The sequence below is a fragment of the Stutzerimonas sp. 21-1 genome, assembly GCF_056336065.1.
This window is the reverse complement of record NZ_CM150500.1, coordinates 13,703-32,470: the sequence shown is the minus strand read 5'-3', so window position 1 is coordinate 32,470 and position 18,768 is coordinate 13,703. Positions and strand designations below refer to the sequence as shown.

General features: G+C 66.4%; 22 protein-coding genes. 13 read left to right on the top strand and 9 right to left on the bottom strand.

The features are described from left to right. Positions 1–194 precede the first annotated feature (194 nt). Positions 195–521: a hypothetical protein gene (locus tag AC0ZJQ_RS00160; RefSeq protein WP_077682391.1), complete on the top strand. Its 327-nt coding sequence runs from the start codon at positions 195–197 to the stop codon at positions 519–521. Positions 522–576: 55 nt separating this feature from the next. Here the strand turns inward: AC0ZJQ_RS00160 and pbpG are convergent, their stop codons facing one another. Beyond that, a complete protein-coding gene (gene pbpG, locus AC0ZJQ_RS00155) occupies positions 577–1,488 on the bottom strand; it encodes a D-alanyl-D-alanine endopeptidase (protein WP_213662250.1) in 912 nt (303 codons plus the stop codon). A 255-nt stretch (positions 1,489–1,743) separates the two neighbouring features. On the opposite strand from pbpG, the gene AC0ZJQ_RS00150 reads away from it, so the two are divergent. Both AC0ZJQ_RS00150 and AC0ZJQ_RS00145 read left to right on the top strand, forming a co-directional pair. Beyond that, positions 1,744–2,055, top strand: coding sequence for an ElaB/YgaM/YqjD family protein (locus tag AC0ZJQ_RS00150; protein WP_043294896.1), 312 nt, complete (start codon positions 1,744–1,746; stop codon positions 2,053–2,055). Positions 2,056–2,067: 12 nt separating this feature from the next. Further along, complete coding sequence (locus AC0ZJQ_RS00145) at positions 2,068–2,679, top strand: NAD(P)-dependent oxidoreductase (protein WP_008569066.1); 612 nt, start codon at positions 2,068–2,070, stop codon at positions 2,677–2,679. 7 nt (positions 2,680–2,686) lie between these two features. On the opposite strand, the gene aroE is transcribed toward AC0ZJQ_RS00145, so the two are convergent. After that, positions 2,687–3,502 carry a shikimate dehydrogenase gene (gene aroE, locus AC0ZJQ_RS00140; protein ID WP_476477144.1) on the bottom strand — a complete coding sequence of 272 codons (816 nt, stop codon included), beginning with the start codon at positions 3,500–3,502 and terminating at the stop codon, positions 2,687–2,689. A 58-nt stretch (positions 3,503–3,560) separates the two neighbouring features. After that, complete coding sequence (gene hemF / locus AC0ZJQ_RS00135; protein WP_476477143.1) at positions 3,561–4,478, bottom strand: oxygen-dependent coproporphyrinogen oxidase; 918 nt, start codon at positions 4,476–4,478, stop codon at positions 3,561–3,563. 155 nt (positions 4,479–4,633) lie between these two features. On the opposite strand from hemF, the gene AC0ZJQ_RS00130 reads away from it, so the two are divergent. Further along, on the top strand, positions 4,634–5,611 hold the full coding sequence (locus AC0ZJQ_RS00130; RefSeq protein ID WP_476477142.1) for a quinone oxidoreductase family protein: 978 nt from the start codon (positions 4,634–4,636) through the stop codon (positions 5,609–5,611). A 47-nt stretch (positions 5,612–5,658) separates the two neighbouring features. On the opposite strand, the gene tsaC is transcribed toward AC0ZJQ_RS00130, so the two are convergent. From tsaC to AC0ZJQ_RS00115, 3 genes are all read right to left on the bottom strand, one after another. Continuing rightward, positions 5,659–6,216 (bottom strand): L-threonylcarbamoyladenylate synthase type 1 TsaC, encoded by a 558-nt coding sequence (gene tsaC, locus AC0ZJQ_RS00125; RefSeq protein WP_008569069.1) that lies wholly within the window; start codon positions 6,214–6,216, stop codon positions 5,659–5,661. A 62-nt stretch (positions 6,217–6,278) separates the two neighbouring features. Continuing rightward, on the bottom strand, positions 6,279–7,370 hold the full coding sequence (gene dprA / locus AC0ZJQ_RS00120; RefSeq protein WP_213662244.1) for a DNA-processing protein DprA: 1,092 nt from the start codon (positions 7,368–7,370) through the stop codon (positions 6,279–6,281). A gap of 89 nt (positions 7,371–7,459) precedes the next feature. Further along, positions 7,460–8,485, bottom strand: coding sequence for a LysM peptidoglycan-binding domain-containing protein (locus tag AC0ZJQ_RS00115; RefSeq protein WP_008569071.1), 1,026 nt, complete (start codon positions 8,483–8,485; stop codon positions 7,460–7,462). A gap of 148 nt (positions 8,486–8,633) precedes the next feature. On the opposite strand from AC0ZJQ_RS00115, the gene def reads away from it, so the two are divergent. From def to AC0ZJQ_RS00070, 9 genes are all read left to right on the top strand, one after another. Next, on the top strand, positions 8,634–9,140 hold the full coding sequence (gene def, locus AC0ZJQ_RS00110) for a peptide deformylase (protein WP_008569072.1): 507 nt from the start codon (positions 8,634–8,636) through the stop codon (positions 9,138–9,140). 55 nt (positions 9,141–9,195) lie between these two features. Further along, a complete protein-coding gene (fmt, locus tag AC0ZJQ_RS00105; protein ID WP_476477141.1) occupies positions 9,196–10,140 on the top strand; it encodes a methionyl-tRNA formyltransferase in 945 nt (314 codons plus the stop codon). After that, a complete protein-coding gene (rsmB, locus tag AC0ZJQ_RS00100) occupies positions 10,137–11,486 on the top strand; it encodes a 16S rRNA (cytosine(967)-C(5))-methyltransferase RsmB (RefSeq protein ID WP_167133719.1) in 1,350 nt (449 codons plus the stop codon). The genes fmt and rsmB overlap by 4 nt, the downstream gene beginning before the upstream one ends. Beyond that, entirely contained in the window at positions 11,483–12,856 is a 1,374-nt protein-coding gene (gene trkA / locus AC0ZJQ_RS00095) for a Trk system potassium transporter TrkA (protein WP_008569076.1), read from the top strand. Before rsmB ends, trkA begins: the two co-directional genes overlap by 4 nt. Positions 12,857–13,239: 383 nt before the next feature. After that, positions 13,240–14,097: an ectoine/hydroxyectoine ABC transporter substrate-binding protein EhuB gene (ehuB, locus tag AC0ZJQ_RS00090; RefSeq protein WP_008569077.1), complete on the top strand. Its 858-nt coding sequence runs from the start codon at positions 13,240–13,242 to the stop codon at positions 14,095–14,097. 120 nt (positions 14,098–14,217) lie between these two features. Then, positions 14,218–14,877: an ectoine/hydroxyectoine ABC transporter permease subunit EhuC gene (ehuC, locus tag AC0ZJQ_RS00085; protein ID WP_167133721.1), complete on the top strand. Its 660-nt coding sequence runs from the start codon at positions 14,218–14,220 to the stop codon at positions 14,875–14,877. Next, positions 14,874–15,533: an ectoine/hydroxyectoine ABC transporter permease subunit EhuD gene (gene ehuD / locus AC0ZJQ_RS00080; protein WP_314019917.1), complete on the top strand. Its 660-nt coding sequence runs from the start codon at positions 14,874–14,876 to the stop codon at positions 15,531–15,533. Before ehuC ends, ehuD begins: the two co-directional genes overlap by 4 nt. Beyond that, the gene (gene ehuA, locus AC0ZJQ_RS00075) at positions 15,530–16,366 is read left to right on the top strand and encodes an ectoine/hydroxyectoine ABC transporter ATP-binding protein EhuA (RefSeq protein WP_302473969.1); all 837 of its coding nucleotides are present in this window, start codon (positions 15,530–15,532) and stop codon (positions 16,364–16,366) included. The genes ehuD and ehuA overlap by 4 nt, the downstream gene beginning before the upstream one ends. A gap of 156 nt (positions 16,367–16,522) precedes the next feature. Then, complete coding sequence (locus AC0ZJQ_RS00070; protein ID WP_155551375.1) at positions 16,523–16,840, top strand: tetratricopeptide repeat protein; 318 nt, start codon at positions 16,523–16,525, stop codon at positions 16,838–16,840. Positions 16,841–16,849: 9 nt separating this feature from the next. On the opposite strand, the gene AC0ZJQ_RS00065 is transcribed toward AC0ZJQ_RS00070, so the two are convergent. The 3 genes from AC0ZJQ_RS00065 to AC0ZJQ_RS00055 form a co-directional block, all read right to left on the bottom strand. Further along, entirely contained in the window at positions 16,850–17,116 is a 267-nt protein-coding gene (locus AC0ZJQ_RS00065; protein ID WP_155551376.1) for a PilZ domain-containing protein, read from the bottom strand. 37 nt (positions 17,117–17,153) lie between these two features. Further along, on the bottom strand, positions 17,154–18,041 hold the full coding sequence (locus AC0ZJQ_RS00060; RefSeq protein ID WP_237265133.1) for a lysophospholipid acyltransferase: 888 nt from the start codon (positions 18,039–18,041) through the stop codon (positions 17,154–17,156). Positions 18,042–18,125: 84 nt separating this feature from the next. After that, positions 18,126–18,713 carry a DNA-3-methyladenine glycosylase I gene (locus AC0ZJQ_RS00055; RefSeq protein ID WP_237265132.1) on the bottom strand — a complete coding sequence of 196 codons (588 nt, stop codon included), beginning with the start codon at positions 18,711–18,713 and terminating at the stop codon, positions 18,126–18,128. Positions 18,714–18,768: the final 55 nt, after the last annotated feature.

The window sequence follows — 18,768 nt, the reverse complement described above, 5'->3', positions numbered from 1 at the left end:
GAATTAATATCAACTAATGAAATTGCGCAAACGCAAGAAATTCGCCCAGAAGCTTCCCAGGGTGCGGCATTGCGTCGCAGACGGGACAGGGCTAGAGTGAAATCGAGCGCGGCATTTCGCGAGCCGCCTTGTCAACGCCACCCGCAGTGTCCTGCGGATGACGGCCGAGCCCTTCTGGAATAAGGATCGCAGCCATGAAATCGTCATCCCCACTGGCTTCCCTGCTGATCAAACGCCCGCTGGGCGTGGTGTTCTGGCTCTATGGCGTGATCCCCAGCCAGATTCTCTGGGGCATGGCGCTGTTCGCCTACTTCAACGGCGCCTCGCTGGCGACCAACCTGCTGATGTTCGGGCTGATTCTCGGCTACACCGCCTGGATCATCATGGAAATCTGGCTGTGCGCGGACAACGTGCGCAACAAGCTGTACGGCGACATGGCGCGACTATTGACCGCCGCCTGGGCAATCAACAGCGTGCTGCTGGTGTTCTTCCTGGTGGTTCAGCGGCTCGGCTCGCTCTGAGCCGGCAACCATGAAAAAACGCCGCAATGCGGCGTTTTTTCATTTCTTCTTTCCGCTACTGCGCGGCCTGCAGCAATTGTTGGCGCTGGGCCATCTTCTGCTGCTTGTAGGCCAGCGCCGCCGCCGGAACCGGCGTAACGGCACCGGTCTCGACCCACTTCTTCAGCCGGTTGGCGTCGGCCATGTGGGTGTACTTGCCGAATGCATCCAGCACCACGAAGGCCACCGGGCGCCGGTTCATGGTGGTGCGCATCACCAGACAATGACCGGCGGCGTTGGTGAAGCCGGTCTTGGTCAGCTGAATGTCCCAGTTGGGTTTGCGCACCAGTGCGTTGGTGTTGCGAAAACCGAGGGTGTAGCTCGGCTTGCGGAACGCCACGGTCTTCTCGGTGGTGGTGCTGAACTGCTCGATCAGCGGGTATTGCTGGCTGGCACGGATCAGCTTGACCAGATCGTTGGCGCTGGAGACGTTGCGCTCGGACAGCCCGGTCGGCTCTACGTAACGCGTGCTGCGCATGCCCAGCGCCCGCGCCTTGGCGTTCATCGCCTGGATGAAGGCGCCGTAGCCGCCCGGGTAATGGTGCGCCAGGCTGGCCGCCGCGCGGTTCTCCGAGGACATCAGGGTCAGCAGCAGCATGTTGCGCCGGCTGATCTCGCTACCCAGACGCACGCGCGAATAGACGCCACGCATCTCGACCGCTTCGCGAATGGTGACCGGCAGCACCTGATCCAGCGGCAGCTTGGCATCGAGCACCACCATCGCCGTCATCAGCTTGGTCACCGAAGCGATCGGCACGACCAGATCGGGATTGCTCGAATAGAGCACTTCGCTGGTCCGCAGGTCGACCAGCAGGGCGCTGCCGGATGCCAGTTCCTGCTGGCCCTTGGGCGCGGCGCAGGCCAGCGTGGCCAGCACGATACCGCCGCATCCCAGCAGCAGCCCCAGGAACGATTGACGTAGCTTCACGGATTTCACCCACAGGAAAGTTCGGAAACGGGACGCGCCGCAACGACAGACGCGGCGCGCAGTATATGCGCGCCCCAGGCGGACCGCAGCTTTCGCGTGCGATGCACCGAGGCGCCACGCCGAGGCCGCAAGCATCGACTACGCTGAGCGTAGCGCGGCCAGCTCAATCGCGCCGCCCCGTCCCCGGGCGGAGTGGCACCTTTGGTAGGGCGCAGAGTCCAAATTGGCTCACATCGATTGCAGGGGAGGCCTCACATGTCGCGATTCAGCCACACACCCACCACGCGTGCCGAAGTCCAGCACGAGATCGATACCCTCATGCGCGCCCTGGACGAACTCAGGCACGACGCCACGCGCGGCTCCCGCCACGGTCTGCAGGATCTGCGCTCGCGTGCCGAAGCGCTCTGGCACGACGCTCACTGGGACGAACACTGCGCCGACCTGTCGCGGCGGACCCGCGATGCCGGCCGCATGGCCAAGGACTGCGCCCGCGCGCATCCGTGGACCACGGTGGCACTGGCCGCCGGTGCCTGCGCGTTGATCGGCTATCTGGTCACACGTCGCTAAAGGACGGCCGCCATGCTCAACGCCGAAACGCCGCGCCTGAAGTTCGCGCTCTACGGAGCGCATTCCAGCCTGGGCAGTGCCGTGCTCTGCGAACTGCTGAGCCGGCAGCATGAAGCCGTGGCCCTGCTCAACGACTGCAACTCGATCACCGCGCGTCCCGGGCTGCGCACCAAGCCCGGCGACCTGTTCGATGTCGCCAGCGTGGCGCGCAGCGTGGCCGGCATGGACGGCGTGATCTGCCTGTTCGACAGCCCGTCGGTGCCCAGCGCCCCGGACGCCGCCATCGTCGGCCAGCCGCAGGACCTCTACCAGGCGGTGTACACGCTGCTCAACGGCATGACCGAAGCCGGTGTCGAGCGGCTGATGCTGGTGGCCGACTTCGCGGCGCATGCAGAGGAATCGGAACTGGAAGCCGCGCTGAAACTGATCGCCTCACACCCGCTGAAATGGACGCTGGTGGATGCCGGCACGGCGGGCGAGGAGCTGTCCATCGATGATCTGAGCGACGTCGCCGGGCTGCCGCGCAACGATCCACGCGTGCAGCTGCGCCGCATCGCCGCCGGCATGCTCGACGAGCTGGAGCGCCCGCAACACCTGCACCAGCGGATTCAATTCCGTCTCTGAACGCTGCTCAGCCAGCGAGTTGGCGGCGTAGTTCGGCGAGCACCGGCGCGGTTTCGGGACGCACGCCGCGCCACAGCTCGAACGCCGCCGCGGCCTGCTCCACCAGCATGCCGAGGCCGTCACGCACCCGGGCGCCGCGCGCGCTCGCCCACTGGCAGAACGCCGTCGGCGCGGCCGCGTACATCATGTCGTAGCAGAAGGTCCGGTCGGGGACGATCAGCGCGTCGGCCAGTGGCGGTACGTCACCGCCCAGGCTGGCCGAAGTGCCGTTGATGATCAGGTCGACCGGGGCCGGCACGTCGGCGAAGGTGCAGGCCGAGATCGGCCCGAGTTCAGCGAATTCGGCGGCCAGCTGCTCGGCCTTGGTCGGCGTGCGGTTGGCGATCAGCAAGGCCGCGGGGCGCTGCGCCAGCAGCGGTTCGAGCACGCCACGCACGGCACCGCCGGCACCAAGCAGCAGGATGCGCTGGCCGGCCAGCTCGACACCGGCGTTGCGCAAATCATTGACCAGCCCGACACCATCGGTGTTGTCGCCAAGCAGGCGCCCATCGGCGAGCTTCTTCAAGGTATTGACCGCACCGGCACGGCGGGCGCGCTCGGTCAGCTGGTCGGCGAGGCGATAGGCCTGCTCCTTGAACGGCACGGTGACGTTGGCACCCTGGCCGCCCTCAAAGAACGCCCGAGCGAACGCCGGAAACTCCTCCAGCGGCGCCAGCAGCGGATCGTAGCGCAGCGCCTGGCCGGTCTGCGCGGCGAACAGGGCATGGATCTGCGGCGACTTGCTGTGGCCGATAGGATTGCCGAAGACGCCGTAGCGATCCATCCAGAATTCCTTCTACATCAACGAGTTATTTAGACGAGCGCGAAGCGCCGGGTTGTACTCAGGGGCGCTCTGCCAGCCAGTCGCGATCCTTGAGGAAGTATTCGGTCAGCCGCGCTTCGGCCGAACCCGCTTGCGGCTGCTTGTCATAGCCCCAGCTCACCCGCGGCGGCAGTGACATCAGGATCGATTCGGTGCGCCCACCCGATTGCAGGCCGAACAGCGTGCCGCGGTCATAGACCAGGTTGTACTCGACGTAGCGGCCGCGGCGCAGAGCCTGGAATTCGCGCTGACGCTCGCCGTAGGGCGTGTCCTTGCGCTTGCGGATGATCGGCAGGTACGCCTCCAGGTAAGCATCGCCGACCGCGCGCAGGAAGGCGAAGCAGGTATCGAAGTCCCACTGGTTGAGGTCGTCGAAGAACAACCCGCCGACCCCGCGCGGTTCGTTGCGGTGCTTGATGTGGAAATAGCGCTCGCACCATTCCTTGTAGCGCGGATAGACGTCGGCGCCGAACGGTGCGCAGGCATCGCGTGCGACCCGGTGCCAGAGCACGCAGTCTTCCTCGACGCCGTAGTAGGGCGTGAGGTCGAACCCGCCGCCGAACCACCAGACCGGTTCCTCGCCTTCCTTCTCGGCGATGAAGAAGCGCACGTTGGCATGCGAGGTCGGCACGTGAGGGTTTTCCGGGTGGATCACCAGCGAGACGCCGAGCGCCTGGAAGCCGCGCCCGGCGAGCTCCGGCCGATGGGCGCTGGCCGAGGGCGGCAGGCCGGTGCCGAACACGTGAGAGAAGTTGACCCCACCCTTTTCGATCAGCGCGCCGTTCTCGATCACGCGGGTGCGACCGCCGCCACCGCCGGGCCGCGTCCAGGCATCCTCGATGAAGCGCGCACGGCCATCTTCGGCCTCCAGGGCGGCGCAGATGCGGTCCTGCAACGAGAGCAGATAGGCTTTGACGGCTTCGGTTCGGACGTTCACGAATCACCTTGCGATTGAGGGCACCGCGCGCGGGCGGAGCGGGCGCAGGGGTGTCGGGGCGTGGGTCGGGCCGGCAAGCATAGCATCCGCTCGATTGACTAAAGCAGGCGCAGCAGGTTGGATAGGTCTCTTTGATCCCCAGCAGGAGCCCTGAGATGTCGCAGCGCATTCAATTCCGCCAGCACGGTGGCCCCGAGGTGCTCGAACTGATCGACGTGCCGGTGGCCGAGCCGGGTCCGGGCCAAGTTCGCGTACGCAATCACGCCATTGGTCTGAACTTCATCGACACCTATTTCCGCAGCGGCCTCTACGCACCGCCAAGCCTGCCCTCGGGGCTGGGCAACGAAGGCGCCGGGGTGGTCGAAGCAGTGGGCGAGGGCGTCAGTACCTTTCAGCCCGGCGACCGTGTCGCCTATGGCACCGGTCCACTGGGCGCTTACGCCGAGCATCACGTGCTGCCGGCGGGGAATCTGGTGAAACTGCCAGACTCGATCAGCTTCGAAGAGGCCGCCGCGGCGATGCTCAAGGGCCTGACCTGCCAGTACCTGCTGCGTCAGGCCCACCCGCTGCAGGCCGGCGATACCGTGCTGTTCCACGCCGCGGCCGGTGGCGTCGGCTCGATCGCCTGCCAGTGGGCCAAGGCACTGGGCGTACGGCTGATCGGCGTGGTCGGCTCCGCCGAGAAGGCCGAACGCGCGCGGGCGCTGGGCGCCTGGGCGACCATCGACCGCAGCCGGGAAGACGTCGTCCAGCGCGTGCTGGAGCTGACCGACGGGCGCAAGTGCCCGGTGGTCTACGACTCGGTGGGCAAGGACACCTGGGAGATCTCGCTGGACTGCGTCGCTCCGCGCGGGTTGCTGGTCAGCTTCGGCAACGCTTCCGGTGCCGTGACGGGGGTGAACCTCGGCGTGCTGGCGCAGAAGGGTTCGCTGTTCGTCACCCGGCCGACGGTCGCCGGTTATGCCGACACGCCCGAACACCTGCAGGCGATGGCCGATGAGCTGTTCGCGATGATCGAAAGCGGCCGGATCCACATCGAGATCGGCCAGCGCTATCCGTTGCGCGACGCCGCCGAAGCCCAGCGCCGCCTGGCCGCACGGGAAACCACCGGCTCGACGATCCTGCTGCCGTAACGGCACACCGCGCGGTGCTTCCGGCCCGGAGATGCCGTGGCCTGCCGCTAGCTCGCGCGGATCACCTCGCCGCTGCGCACGTCGCGGATCGTGCTCGGATTGCGTCGTCCGCCCAGCGGACCGTTGAGCACGGCGTCCAGCTGGCCGGGGAAGTACTGCTCGACCCGCAGCCGCGAACGCGCGGCCGGGCGACCGGCAGGGTTGGCGGAGGTCGACACCAGCGGTCCGGTCAGCGCGCAGAGCCTGGCCACCAGCGGATGATCGCTGACCCGCAGCGCCACGCTGTCGTGCTGGCCGGTGATCCACTCCGGCAGCCGTTCACGGTGTGGCACCAGCCAGGTATTCGGCCCCGGCCAGGTGCCGGCGAGACGATCGAGCCAGCGCTCGGGCAGATCATCGAGGAGGAAGTCGAACTGATCGATGTGCGCGGCGACCAGGATCAGGCCTTTCTCCATCGGGCGCATCTTCAGCTCCAGCAGCCGCTGGACGGCGGCCGCATCCCACGGATCGCAACCCAGCCCCCAGACTGCCTCGGTCGGATAGGCGATCACGCCACCGGCCCGCACTACCCGGGCGACCTGCTGTATACGCCAACTGCCGATCATGGCGACCTCCACGCGAAAGACCGCGGCAGTGTACCCAAGCCCACGGGAAAATCACCTGAAGCTCAGAGTTGGCGCGCGCACCAGAGACCGTTCTCGTTGGCGACCAGGCCGTCCAGCTCGAGGTCGGTGAGCTGTGCCAGCAACTGCGCCAACGGCAGCTGTACCTCTGCCGCCAGCGCCTCGCTGGTCATGGGCGCGGCAACCAGCGCGGCAAGCAGCGGATGCGATGCCGGCGCGGCTGCCGGCAGGTCGGCCGGTGCCAGCTGCCGCCAGCCACGCAGGCCCTCGAGCACGTCCTCGACGTTTTCCACCAGCGTCGCACCCTGGCGGATCAACTGGTGGCAACCGCGCGCGCCCGGATGATGGATCGAGCCCGGTATCGCGTAGACCTCGCGACCCTGCTCAGCCGCCAGGCGGGCGGTGATCAGCGAACCGCTCGACGGGCTTGCCTCGACTACCAGCACGCCGAGCGCCAAGCCACTGATGATCCTGTTGCGCCGCGGGAAGTTACCGGCCTGCGGCGGACAATCCAGCGGCAGCTCGGACACCAGCGCGCCACCGCCCTCGACGATGGCTTCGGCCAGATGCAGATGGCGCTGCGGATAAAGCCGCTGCAGGCCGGTGCCGAGCACGGCGATGGTCCTGCCCCCCGCATCCAGCGCCCCCTGATGCGCAGCACCGTCGATGCCCAGCGCAAGCCCGCTGGTGATCACGAAACCGCCACCGGCCAGGCTGCGCGCGAACGCTCGGGCATTGTCCAGCCCCGGCCGCGACGCGCGGCGACTGCCGACCATCGCCAGTTGCGGCTGTTCGAGCAGCGCGGAATCACCGGCGACGAACAGCAGCGGCGGCGCGTCGGCCAGTTCGCCGAGCAGCGCCGGGTAGTTCGGGTCGTCCCAGCACAGCAGGTGATGGCCCGGCTGCTCAAGCCAGGCCAGCGCGGCACTGGCGCGCTCGCGAACTGCATCGCTACGCCGCGCTTCGGCACAGCCGGCTGGTAACCCCAGCGAGCGCCAGGCACTGGCCGGCGCACTCAGCGCCGAAGCGGCATCGGCGAAGGCACCGAGCAGGCGCTGCCAGCGCCGCGGCCCCAGCTCGGGCAGCAGATGCAGGCGTAGACGGGCATCGAGTTCGGCAGGCGAGAGGGATGGCATGGGCGAGCACTCCTTGCTCAGCACACCGCATCCGTGCGGTGTTTTTGATGGCGGATAGAACAAGCCCCGCATCAGCGGGGCTTGTCGAGTCAGGGGTTGCGGACCTTGTCGCGCACCGCCAACGAGCGGGTGGCCTGCAGCACCAAGCCGTAGCTGAGCTTCTCGTAGGTGCGGAAGACCATCAGCAGGCCCGAGCGCTCGTCGGGAATCTTCACGTTCTCGCCGGTCACCCGGTCGCGCACGGTTTCGCCAGTCTTGAACACGGCCAGCACGTTGCCGTCCTGCAGGCCGTCACGGCGGCCTTTGTTCAGCGTAACCACATCGAACTGGCCGATCTGGGTCACGCCGCGCGGTACGTCGATGATCAGCCCATCGACTTCGCTGGCCGGCGCACTGGGCATGAAGGTGGAGTTCACCGAACGTTCTTCGCTGGCGAACAGTCGGTCGCCGAGGCGTACTTCCTGGCTGGTGCGGCTGAGCTGCAGGGTGGCGATGTCGCCTTCGCGCTCGACGATTTCCGCCGTGCCGACGTCGTCGGCGTTGATGCCGAGGAACTCGCCGCTGTCCGGATCGACGTAGCTCTTGCCCTGACGGAAGATGCCGTACACCGGGATGTCTTCGGCGAACGCGCCACGCCCGTAGACGCGGTCACCGGCACCGCTGACCACGCGCTCGGCGTTGCCGGCGACGATGTACGGTGCGCCCTTGAACTGTTCTTCGCTGTCGACGATGCGGTTGCTCAGCAGGAAGCTGTTGATGGCCTCCAGCGGAATGGTCGGGATGGCGTCGGCCATCGGTGTGGTGCGCACCGTCGGCGAGAGTTTGATGGTGCCGCGCGAGGCGCCGCGGTTGAGCACCAGCCGCGGCTGGCCGTCGATGTAGACCAGGCTCAGGCTGTCGCCGGGATAGATCAGATGCGGGTTCTCGATCTGCGGGTTGGCGTGCCAGAGTTCCGGCCATTTCCAGGGTTCCTTGAGGAAGCGCCCGGAGATGCCCCACAGGGTGTCGCCCTTCACCACGGTATAGCGCTGCGGATGGTCGTCCTTCAGCTGCACAGCGGCCTGGGCGATACCGCCCACCGCCACCAGCAGCAGGGCGAGTAGTGATTTCCTCATGTGGTGAATCCCTTTATGATGTGCCTTCGCCTGAAGCGCCCTAGCGCCGCGGAACCCTTGTGGAATGCGGCGTGAAGCCGGTTTCCGAGCTGCCGGGCATCTTAGCAGCGGCTTTTGACTTTATTCCATAAGTGCATCACAAACGCATATGGCCATTCTGAACATCCTTGAGTTTCCCGATCCGCGCCTGCGCACCATCGCCAAACCGGTGGAAGTGGTCGATGACGGCATCCGTCAGCTGATCGACGACATGTTCGAGACCATGTACGAGGCACCGGGAATCGGCCTGGCCGCGACGCAGGTCAACGTGCACAAGCGCGTGGTGGTGATGGACCTGTCCGAGGACAAGAGCGAACCGCGGGTGTTCATCAACCCCGAATTCGAAGCGCTGACCGAGGAGATGGACCAGTACCAGGAAGGTTGCCTGTCGGTACCCGGCTTCTACGAGAATGTCGATCGCCCACAGAAGGTCCGGGTGAAAGCGCTGGACCGCGACGGCCAGCCCTACGAGATCATCGCCGAGGGTCTGCTCGCGGTGTGCATCCAGCACGAATGCGATCACCTCAACGGCAAGCTGTTCGTCGATTACCTGTCCAGCCTCAAGCGCGACCGGATCAAGAAGAAGCTGGAAAAGCTGCACCGCCAGCAGGCTTGATCACCGTTCCCCGAAAGGCTTGCTGCGGCAGGCCTTTTTTCTTAGCGAGCCCCCCATGACCCAGTCCATGCGCATCGTTTTTGCCGGTACCCCGGAGTTCGCCGCCCAGCATCTGCAGGCACTGCTCGAGGCGGGCCGCGCCGTCGTTGCCGTCTACACCCAGCCGGATCGCCCCGCCGGGCGCGGGCAGAAGCTGGCGCCGAGTCCGGTCAAGCAGCTCGCCGTGCAGCACGGCATCCCGGTGTATCAACCGCAGACCCTGCGCGAACCCGCGGCGCAGGCCGAATTGGCGACACTGCAGGCCGACCTGATGGTGGTAGTCGCCTACGGCCTGATCCTGCCGCAGGCGGTGCTCGACCTGCCGCGCCTGGGCTGCATCAACAGCCATGCCTCCCTGCTGCCGCGCTGGCGCGGCGCGGCGCCGATCCAGCGTGCGATCGAAGCCGGCGATGACGAATCCGGCGTGACGGTAATGCAGATGGAAGCGGGGCTGGACACCGGACCAATGCTGCTCAAGGTCAGCACGCCAATCACGGCCGAGGATACCGGCGGCACGCTGCACGACCGCCTCGCCGCACTCGGCTCGCAGGCGGTGGTGCGGGCGGTCGAAGCGCTGGCCGCCGGTACGTTGCAACCCGAGCCCCAGGACGATGCCCTCGCCACCTATGCGCACAAGCTGAGCAAGGACGAGGCGCGCATCGACTGGCGCCGCCCGGCAGTCGAACTGGAGCGGCTGGTCCGCGCCTTTAACCCGTGGCCGATCTGTCACACCACGCTTGGCGGCGAGGCGCTGAAGGTTCACGCCGCGCGCCTCGGTGCCGGGCAGGGCGAGCCGGGACACATCCTCGAGGCGAGCAGGAACGGGCTGACCGTCGCCTGCGGCGAGGGCGCGCTGAGCCTGACCCGCCTGCAGTTGCCCGGCGGCAAGCCGCTGGACTTCGCTGATCTGTACAACAGCCGCCGCGAGCAGTTCGCCGCCGGCTTGGTCCTCGGCCAATGAATCCGCGCCTGGCGGCGGCCCGTGCGCTGAGCGTCGTGCTGTCGGGCAAGGCCTCGCTGGGCAGCAGCCTGCCTGAGGTGCTCGGCAAGGTCGATGCGCGCGATCGCGGCCTGACTCAGGAGCTGGCCTTCGGCACCGCACGCTGGCAACCGCGACTGGCCGGGCTGGCTGCCAAGCTGCTACAGAAACCGTTCAAGGCCGCCGATCGCGACGTCGAGGCGCTGCTGCTGGTGGGCCTCTACCAGTTGCTGCACACCCGCATCCCCGCGCACGCCGCCATCGGTGAGACGGTCGGCTGCGTCGATAAACTGAAGAAGCCCTGGGCCAAGGGCCTGCTCAATGCCGTGCTGCGCCGCGCCCAGCGCGAAGGCGAGGCGCTGCTGGCCGAACTCGAACACGACCCGGTGATCCGCGTCGCCCACCCGCGCTGGTTGCAGAAGGCGCTCAAGGCGCACTGGCCCGAACAGTGGGAAGCGATCTGCGCGGCCAACAACGCGCACCCGCCGATGATGCTGCGGGTCAACCGGCGCCAGGGCAGCCGCGACCAGTACCTCGCCGAGCTGCAGGCTGCCGGCGTCGAAGCCTTCGCCTGCGATTTCAGCGAAGACGGTATCCGCCTGGCCAGCCCCTGCGACGTGCAGCAGCTGCCGGGCTTCGCCGACGGGCGCGTCAGTGTGCAGGATGAAGCCGCGCAGCTGGCCGCCGGGCTGCTCGATCTCGGTCCCGGCCAGCGCGTGCTGGACGCCTGCTGCGCGCCGGGCGGCAAGACCTGCCACCTGCTCGAGCGCGAGCCGCAACTGGCCGAGGTGGTCGCTCTGGATCTGGAACCCAAGCGTCTGGCGCGGGTGCAGGAAAACCTCGACCGCTTGCAGCTCAGCGCCCACCTGCTGGCCGCCGACGCCCGCGCCACGGAGCAATGGTGGGACGGCAAGCCGTTTCAGCGCATCCTGCTCGACGCACCCTGTTCGGCCACCGGAGTGATCCGCCGGCACCCGGACATCAAGCTGACCCGGCAGGCCGACGACATCCCGCCGCTCGCCGCGCTGCAGGGCGAACTGCTCGATGCCTTGTGGCCGACGCTGGAGGTCGGCGGCGTGCTGCTCTACGCGACCTGCTCGGTGCTGCCGACCGAGAACCGCGAAGTGATCGCCGCTTTCCTCGCCCGCACCCCAGGCGCACGCGAGCTGGACCTGCCCGCCGGCTTCGGCGTGACGCAGCCGCACGGGCGCCAGCTGCTGCCGCAGAACGACGGCCACGACGGTTTCTACTACGCAAAGCTGATCAAGATCGCCGCGCAGCCACGCGGCGTATCCGGCGCTAACGCCGTTTCGGGAGTCCAGTCTTGAAGATCATCATCCTCGGCGCCGGCCAGGTCGGCGGCACCCTCGCCGAACATCTTGCCGGCGAAGCGAACGACATCACCGTGGTCGACACCGACGGCGACCGCCTGCGCGACCTTGGCGACCGCCTGGACATCCGCACCGTGCAGGGGCGTGCCTCGTTCCCCACCGTGCTGCGCCAGGCCGGTGCCGACGATGCCGACATGCTGGTGGCGGTGACCAACAGCGACGAGACCAACATGGTGGCCTGCCAGGTCGCCTACACGCTGTTTCACACCCCGACCAAGATCGCCCGTGTGCGCGAGCCGGCCTATCTGGTACGTACCGGCCTGTTCAACAACGAGGCGATTCCCGTCGACGTGCTGATCAGCCCCGAGCAGGTGGTCACCAACTACATCAAGCGGCTGATCGAACACCCCGGCTCGCTGCAGGTGATCGACTTCGCCGGCGGCAAGGCGCAGCTGGTGGCGGTGCGCGCCTACTACGGCGGCCCGCTGGTGGGTCAGGAGCTGCGCCAGATCCGCCGTCACATGCCCAACGTCGATACGCGGGTGGCGGCGATCTTCCGCCGCAATCACGCGATCCTGCCGCAGGGCGACACGGTGATCGAAGCCGACGACGAAGTGTTCTTCATTGCCGCCAAGGGCCATATCCGCGCGGTGATGAGCGAAATGCGCCGGCTCGACGAGAACTACAAGCGCATCGTCATCGCCGGCGGCGGGCACATCGGCGAGCGGCTGGCCGAGGCCATCGAAAGCCGCTATCAGGTGAAGATCATCGAGATGAATCCGGCGCGCTGCCGTTATCTGTCGGACGCGCTCGACAGCACGGTGATCCTGCAGGGCAGCGCCTCGGATCGCGATCTGCTGGTGGAAGAGAACATCAACGATGCCGACGTGTTCCTCGCGCTGACCAACGACGACGAGGCCAATATCATGTCCTCGCTGCTGGCCAAGCGCCTCGGCGCGCGCAAGGTGATGTGCATCATCAACAACCCGGCCTACGTCGACCTGGTGCAGGGCGGCGATATCGACATCGCCATCAGTCCGCAGCTGGCGACCATCGGCACGCTGCTCACCCACGTGCGGCGCGGCGACATCGTCAGCGCGCATTCGCTGCGGCGCGGTGCGGCCGAGGCCATCGAAGTGGTCGCCCACGGCGACGCGCGCTCGAGCAAGGTGGTCGGCCGCATGATCAGCCAGATCGCCCTGCCGCCCGGCGCCACCATCGGCGCGGTGATCCGCGACGAAGAAGTGCTGATCGCTCACAGCGACACGGTGATCGCTTCCGGCGACCACGTGATCCTGTTCCTCGTCGACAAGAAACACATCCGCGATGTGGAGCGCCTGTTCCAGGCCGGTCTGACCTTCTTCTAAGCGCCTGAGACCCACGCCACTGCCCGCATGTTACGACCCGCCTCTGGCGGGTCGTTTAGTTTTATCAATCGACAAGCGCTGCTTTCCCGCGGGAACTCCTGAATTGCTGTAGCTCTGCAGTTCGGCAGGATTCATCGCTATCGCATCAATTCACCTCAAATGACCACCGATTTCCCTTTTATGCCGAGCTTTTGTACCCTCCGTTTGGCATCGACAAGGATCAATCTCGTGCTGCACATCAATTACTAAAGACTATTGCCGCCGAACCTTTTGAACCTTGTCGTCGTCATAAAGCCCGTCAACCAACCAAGTGCGCGATATCCCTCCTAAAAAACACAACGATCCGATTCCTCGGGTCTCTACAAGGAACAGGAGAATCTCCCATGAGGAACACCACCATCCCGACACTCACTCGCCGGCTGCTGATCGGTTGTACCGCTCTGGCCAGCATCAGCTTCGGCAGCCTGACCCAGGCCGATACCCTGGAAGAGATCAAGGACAGCAGCAGCGTCCGCATTGGCTACGCCAACGAAACCCCCTTTGCCTACACCGCCCTCGACGGCAGCGTCACCGGCGAATCACCGGAGATCGTGCGCAAGGTCTTCGAGCGCATGCAGATCGACACCATCAAACCGGTGCTCACCGAGTGGGGCTCGCTGATCCCCGGCCTGCGCGCCGGGCGCTTCGACCTCATCGCCGCCGGCATGTACATCACCCCAGAGCGCTGCAAGCAGGTGCTGTTCACCGACCCGCACTACCGCCTGCTCGACACCCTGCTGGTGGCCGAAGGCAACCCGAAGAACCTGCGCAGCTACGAGGACATCGCCAACAACCCTGACGTGAAGATCGCCATCATGTCCGGCACGGTGAACCTCGGTTATGCGCGCAAGGCCGGCATCAAGGATTCGCAGATCCTGCAGGTCCCGGATACCACCTCGCAGCTGCAGGCCGTACGCAGCGGTCGCGCCGACGCCGCCATCGGCACCCAGCTGACCATGAAAGGGCTGGCAGACAAGGCCGGTGACGATGTCGAGGCCATCGCCGACTTCAAGGACGATCCGGCACGCGCGGGCTATGGCGCGCTGGCCTTCCGTCCGCAGGACAAGGCGCTGCGTGACGCGGTCAATGCCGAACTCAAGCAGTGGCTGGGCAGCGAGGAGCATCTGAAGACCATCGAGCCGTTCGGCTTCGATCGCTCCAACGTCACCGACAAGACTGCCGCCGAACTCTGCGGCGCCTGAAGCCCGTCGGGACGGCTGGTTGGCTCCGCCGACCCGCTGTCCCGCCTGCGAACGCTGACCAAGGCTTCGTGGCGCGCTGCGCAGCCTCGCTCAGCGCTCCGGAAACCGGATAGCGCCATCATGATCGAACTGCTTCCTCTGCTGCTGCAGGGTGCCTGGATCACCGTGAAGGTGACTTTCTTCGGCTCCCTGCTGGCCATCGCCTGTGCGCTGATCGCAGCGCTGGCGCGGCTTTCGCCGGTGGCGCCGTTGCGCTGGCTGGCCATCACCTATATCGAGGTCTTCCGCGGCTCGTCGCTGCTGGTGCAGCTGTTCTGGCTGTACTTCGTGCTGCCGCTGCCACCGTTCAATGTCGAAATGAGTGCCTTCGCCGTGGCCGTGGTCGGCCTGGGCCTGAACATCGGTGCCTACGGCGCCGAGGTGCTGCGCGGCGCGATCCGCTCGGTGCACCGGGGCCAGCACGAAGCCTGCCAGGCGCTGAACATGACGCCGCTGACGCGCATGCGCCGTATCATCCTGCCGCAGGCGTTGCTCGCAGCAATTCCGCCCGGCACCAACCTGCTGATCGAATTGCTGAAGAACACCTCGCTGGTGTCGCTGATCACCCTGTCGGATCTCGCCTTCCGTGCCCGCCAGCTGGATCAGGCGACGCTGATGACGCTGGAGATCTTCGGCCTGGCGCTGGTGATCTACTTCGTCCTGGCCCAGGCAATCAACTTCGGCATGCGCCAGCTGGAACGTCGGCTGGCTCGCGGACGGATGCGCGGAGGCCTGTCATGAACTTCTTCGACCGGGCCTTCGCCCGCGAGATCCTGCCGCGCCTGCTGGATGCCTCGCTGACCACCATCGGCATTGCCCTGGCCGGTTTCGCCATTGCCGTGGTGCTTGGCCTGTTCCTCGCCATCGGCCGGCGCAGCCGCCTGCGCTGGCTGTCCTGGCCGATCACCGGGCTGATCGAATTCATCCGCAGCACGCCGCTGCTGATCCAGGTGTACTTCCTGTTTTACGTGTTCCCCAACTACGGCCTCAACCTCAGCGCGATGCAGGCAGGCATCATCGGCATCGCCCTGCACTACGCCTGCTACACCGCCGAGGTCTACCGCGCCGGACTGGACGCGGTGCCGCGTTCGCAGTGGGAAGCCGTCACCGCGCTGAACATGAAGCCCTGGACCGCCTACCGCGATGTGATTCTGCCGCAAGCGCTGCGTCCGGTACTGCCGGCGTTGGGCAACTACCTGATCTCGATCCTCAAGGACACGCCGGTGCTGTCGGCAATCACCGTGGTGGAAATCATGCAGCGGGCCAAGAACATCGGCTCCGAGAGTTTTCGCTACCTGGAGCCGATCACCATGGTCGGCCTGTTCTTCCTCATTCTCAGCCTCGGCCTCGCCTGGTGCGTGCGCCGTCTGGAAAACCGCATGGAGCTGGCCCGATGAATACGCCTATGCAGTCCACGGACACCCTGAACCCGACAACGCAACAGCCGGCGCAGGCGACCCCCTTGGTGCGCTTCGCCGGCGTGACCAAGCGCTACGGTGAACTGACCGTGCTCGACGGGCTCGACCTGCAGATCGAGGAAGGCGAGAAGGTCGCGATCATCGGCCCCAGCGGCTCGGGGAAATCCACCCTGCTGCGGGTGCTGATGACCCTGGAAGGCATCGACGAGGGCGTGATCGAGGTCGACGGCGAGCCGCTGACACACATGCCCGACGCCAGCGGGCAGTTGGTCCCGGCCAACGCCCGTCACCTGCGCCGGGTGCGCGGCAAGGTCGGCATGGTGTTCCAGAGCTTCAACCTGTTCCCGCATATGAACGCCTTGCAGAACGTCATGGAAGCGCCGGTGCAGGTACTCGGGCTGAGCAAAGCCGAAGCTCGCGAGCGCGCCGAAGAACTGCTGGCCATGGTCGGTCTGGAAGACAAGCTGGAACACTTTCCGGCGCAGCTGTCCGGCGGTCAGCAACAGCGCGTGGCGATTGCCCGCGCACTGGCGATGCGGCCGAAGGTAATGCTGTTCGACGAAGTGACCTCGGCGCTGGACCCAGAGCTCTGCGGCGAAGTGCTCAACGTGATCCGCCGCCTCGGCGAGGCGCACAACCTGACGATGCTGATGGTGACCCATCAGATGGGCTTCGCCCGTGAGTTCGCCGATCGGGTGTGCTTCTTTCATGAGGGCCGGATCCACGAGCAGGGTAGCCCGGACGAGCTGTTCAACAACCCGCGCGAGGAACGCACCCGGGAGTTTCTCAGCGCGGTCAATGAGGCCCACTGAGTCCCCGGTGAGCCCGCTCGCGTGTCGTCGCGCGCCCGCAAGTGCCACGCGAGCGTTCCTTAAGACCAATGGCTTATGCTGCCGGCCTTGCCCGGCGGACGCTTTGCACTACAGTGCAGGACACCCCCCGGAGCGCCTGCCGAAAAAGGTCCGAAGATGCTCGAATCGCTGGAAAAAATGCTCTCGCAAGGCATGGACAATCCGATGCTGCGCTTCGGCCTCGGCAAGGGTTATCTGGACGCCGGCGAGCCGGGCCGGGCGGCCGAGCATCTGCGCCGCTGCGTAGAACTCGATCCGAAGTATTCGGCAGCCTGGAAGCTGCTCGGCAAGGCACTGCAGGCCGCCGACGACATCCCCGGTGCGCGTCATGCCTGGCAGCAGGGCATCGCCGCCGCCGTTGCGCGGGGCGACAAGCAGGCGGAAAAGGAAATGACGCTGTTCCTGCGCCGCCTCGACAAGCTCACGCCTGACTGAGCGCGCGCGTCAGTCGTCCTGCAGAAAGCGCAGGCCGGCGCCCTCGGCATCCACTCGCATCACTTCCAGCCGCAGCACCGGCGCCGGGATCGGCAGATCCTGCACCTGGCCGGTCACCACGCTGCCAGGTGCCAGCGCCGCCAGCTCGGGATGCCTGATGTAGACGCCGCCATCCGACAGATCGCGGGTGTGCGCGAAGACATCGCCGAAGGCCGGATGGCTGATGCGAATCCGGCACTTCATGCTGGTGCGCGGGTACTGGCGTTGGTTGTTCATGCTCGCTCGTCCTTGTTGTCGTTATCGTCTGGCCCGCTCAGTACCAGCGTTTCTCCCCCGGCGGGCGCTTCTTGAAGCGCTTCATCGTCCACATGTACTGGCTCGGATACGCGCGCACGTATTTCTCGATCGTCGCGCTCATGGCCGCCACGGCGGTTTCCACATCCTCGCTGTACATGCCTTCGGGCGCCGCTTCAAGGATCACCTTGAAGCCGGAACCATCCTCCAGGCGCAGCGCGTGCAGGAACACGCCGACCGCCTTGCCGCCGGCGAGCATGCCGGGGACGAACTTGCTGGTCAGCGCCTGGATGGCGAAGAACGGCACGAACAGGCCGCTGCCTTCGCTCGGCTCGGGGTCGGCCGGAATGCCCACCGAACCGCCGCGACGAACTTCCTTGATCACGCTGAGAATGCCTTCGCGGGTCGACGGCGCGACGCGGTTGCCCAGCTGCACGCGCTGCTGCTGCAGCAGATCGTCCACCGCTTTGAGCTTCGGCGGGCGATAGAAGATGATCGGCTTGCACTGCGCACAGTAGAAGTGATTCAGCACCTCCCAGTTGCCCAGGTGGCTGGTGATGCCGACCACACCCTTGCCGGACGCCAGCGCCTGTTCCAGCACCTCGAGGCCTTCGACCTGCTTGATCAGTCCGAGGGTCTTGTGCGCCGGCCAGATCCAGGCGCAGGCACTTTCGGTAAAGGTCTTGCCGATATCGCGCAGGGTGCGACCGAGGAGGGCGTCCAGCTGCCTGGCGTCGAGGTCGGGAAAGCACTTGTGCAGGTTGGTCCGTGCGACCTCGCGCGAGCGGTTGGGCAGTTTCCACATCAGCCAGCCGATTGCCGAGCCAAGCCCCTGCACCACCGGCCAGGGCAACGCGGCCACCAGGCGCAGCGCGCCGACCAACAGGGCACCTTTGAGTTTTTCCACGCCGCACTCCGGGTAGCAAAAACGCGAGTTTACCTGCTTGCGCCAGACAGGGTGGAGCGAGGGCGTCGCAGCGCCGTGCTGCGGCTAAACGGCATCCACGCGCCCCGCGCCGGGCGGGATCGACCCCGCCAGTGCGGCGTGCCGCTCGCAGTCGATCAGGTGGTCCATGACCAGCCCGCAGGCCTGCATGTAGGCGTAGCAGATGGTCGGGCCGACGAAGCTGAAACCGGCCTTCTTCAGCGCCTTGCTCATGGCCTCGGCTTCGGCGGAAACCGCCGGCACCTGATCGATGCGCGCGAAGCGGTTGATCTTCGGCACACCGCCGACGAACGACCAGACGAAGCCGGCCGGATCGTCCAGCCGCAGCCAGGCGCGCGCATTGCCACGCGCGGCTTCGAGCTTGCGGCGGTTGCGGATGATGCCGGGGTCCTGCATACGCTCGTCGATCTCGGCATCGCTCATGATCGCCAGACGCTCGGCGTCGAAGCCGAACAGCACCTGCCGGTAACGCTCGCGCTTGCGCAGCACAGTGATCCACGAGAGCCCGGCCTGGAACGCCTCGAGCAGCAGGAATTCGAACAGCACCTGCGGGTCGCGCGTCGGCACGCCCCATTCGTGATCGTGGTAGGCGATGTACAGCGGGTCGCTGCCGCACCAGTTGCACCGTGGCATAGCCATCCTCGCGCCGGCGTGCCGTGCCCGGAAACCGTCGCAAGCGCAGGGGCGC

Excerpts from the sequence above, each read along its gene's own strand:
- AC0ZJQ_RS00160 (WP_077682391.1), top strand. The coding sequence starts at position 195 with ATGAAATCGTCATCCCCACTGGCTTCCCTGCTGATCAAACGCCCGCTG.
- AC0ZJQ_RS00150 (WP_043294896.1), top strand. The coding sequence starts at position 1,744 with ATGTCGCGATTCAGCCACACACCCACCACGCGTGCCGAAGTCCAGCAC.
- AC0ZJQ_RS00145 (WP_008569066.1), top strand. The coding sequence starts at position 2,068 with ATGCTCAACGCCGAAACGCCGCGCCTGAAGTTCGCGCTCTACGGAGCG.
- aroE (WP_476477144.1), bottom strand. The coding sequence starts at position 3,502 with ATGGATCGCTACGGCGTCTTCGGCAATCCTATCGGCCACAGCAAGTCG.
- AC0ZJQ_RS00130 (WP_476477142.1), top strand. The coding sequence starts at position 4,634 with ATGTCGCAGCGCATTCAATTCCGCCAGCACGGTGGCCCCGAGGTGCTC.
- tsaC (WP_008569069.1), bottom strand. The coding sequence starts at position 6,216 with ATGATCGGCAGTTGGCGTATACAGCAGGTCGCCCGGGTAGTGCGGGCC.
- dprA (WP_213662244.1), bottom strand. The coding sequence starts at position 7,370 with ATGCCATCCCTCTCGCCTGCCGAACTCGATGCCCGTCTACGCCTGCAT.
- AC0ZJQ_RS00115 (WP_008569071.1), bottom strand. The coding sequence starts at position 8,485 with ATGAGGAAATCACTACTCGCCCTGCTGCTGGTGGCGGTGGGCGGTATC.
- def (WP_008569072.1), top strand. The coding sequence starts at position 8,634 with ATGGCCATTCTGAACATCCTTGAGTTTCCCGATCCGCGCCTGCGCACC.
- fmt (WP_476477141.1), top strand. The coding sequence starts at position 9,196 with ATGACCCAGTCCATGCGCATCGTTTTTGCCGGTACCCCGGAGTTCGCC.
- rsmB (WP_167133719.1), top strand. The coding sequence starts at position 10,137 with ATGAATCCGCGCCTGGCGGCGGCCCGTGCGCTGAGCGTCGTGCTGTCG.
- ehuB (WP_008569077.1), top strand. The coding sequence starts at position 13,240 with ATGAGGAACACCACCATCCCGACACTCACTCGCCGGCTGCTGATCGGT.
- ehuC (WP_167133721.1), top strand. The coding sequence starts at position 14,218 with ATGATCGAACTGCTTCCTCTGCTGCTGCAGGGTGCCTGGATCACCGTG.
- ehuD (WP_314019917.1), top strand. The coding sequence starts at position 14,874 with ATGAACTTCTTCGACCGGGCCTTCGCCCGCGAGATCCTGCCGCGCCTG.
- ehuA (WP_302473969.1), top strand. The coding sequence starts at position 15,530 with ATGAATACGCCTATGCAGTCCACGGACACCCTGAACCCGACAACGCAA.
- AC0ZJQ_RS00070 (WP_155551375.1), top strand. The coding sequence starts at position 16,523 with ATGCTCGAATCGCTGGAAAAAATGCTCTCGCAAGGCATGGACAATCCG.
- AC0ZJQ_RS00065 (WP_155551376.1), bottom strand. The coding sequence starts at position 17,116 with ATGAACAACCAACGCCAGTACCCGCGCACCAGCATGAAGTGCCGGATT.
- AC0ZJQ_RS00055 (WP_237265132.1), bottom strand. The coding sequence starts at position 18,713 with ATGCCACGGTGCAACTGGTGCGGCAGCGACCCGCTGTACATCGCCTAC.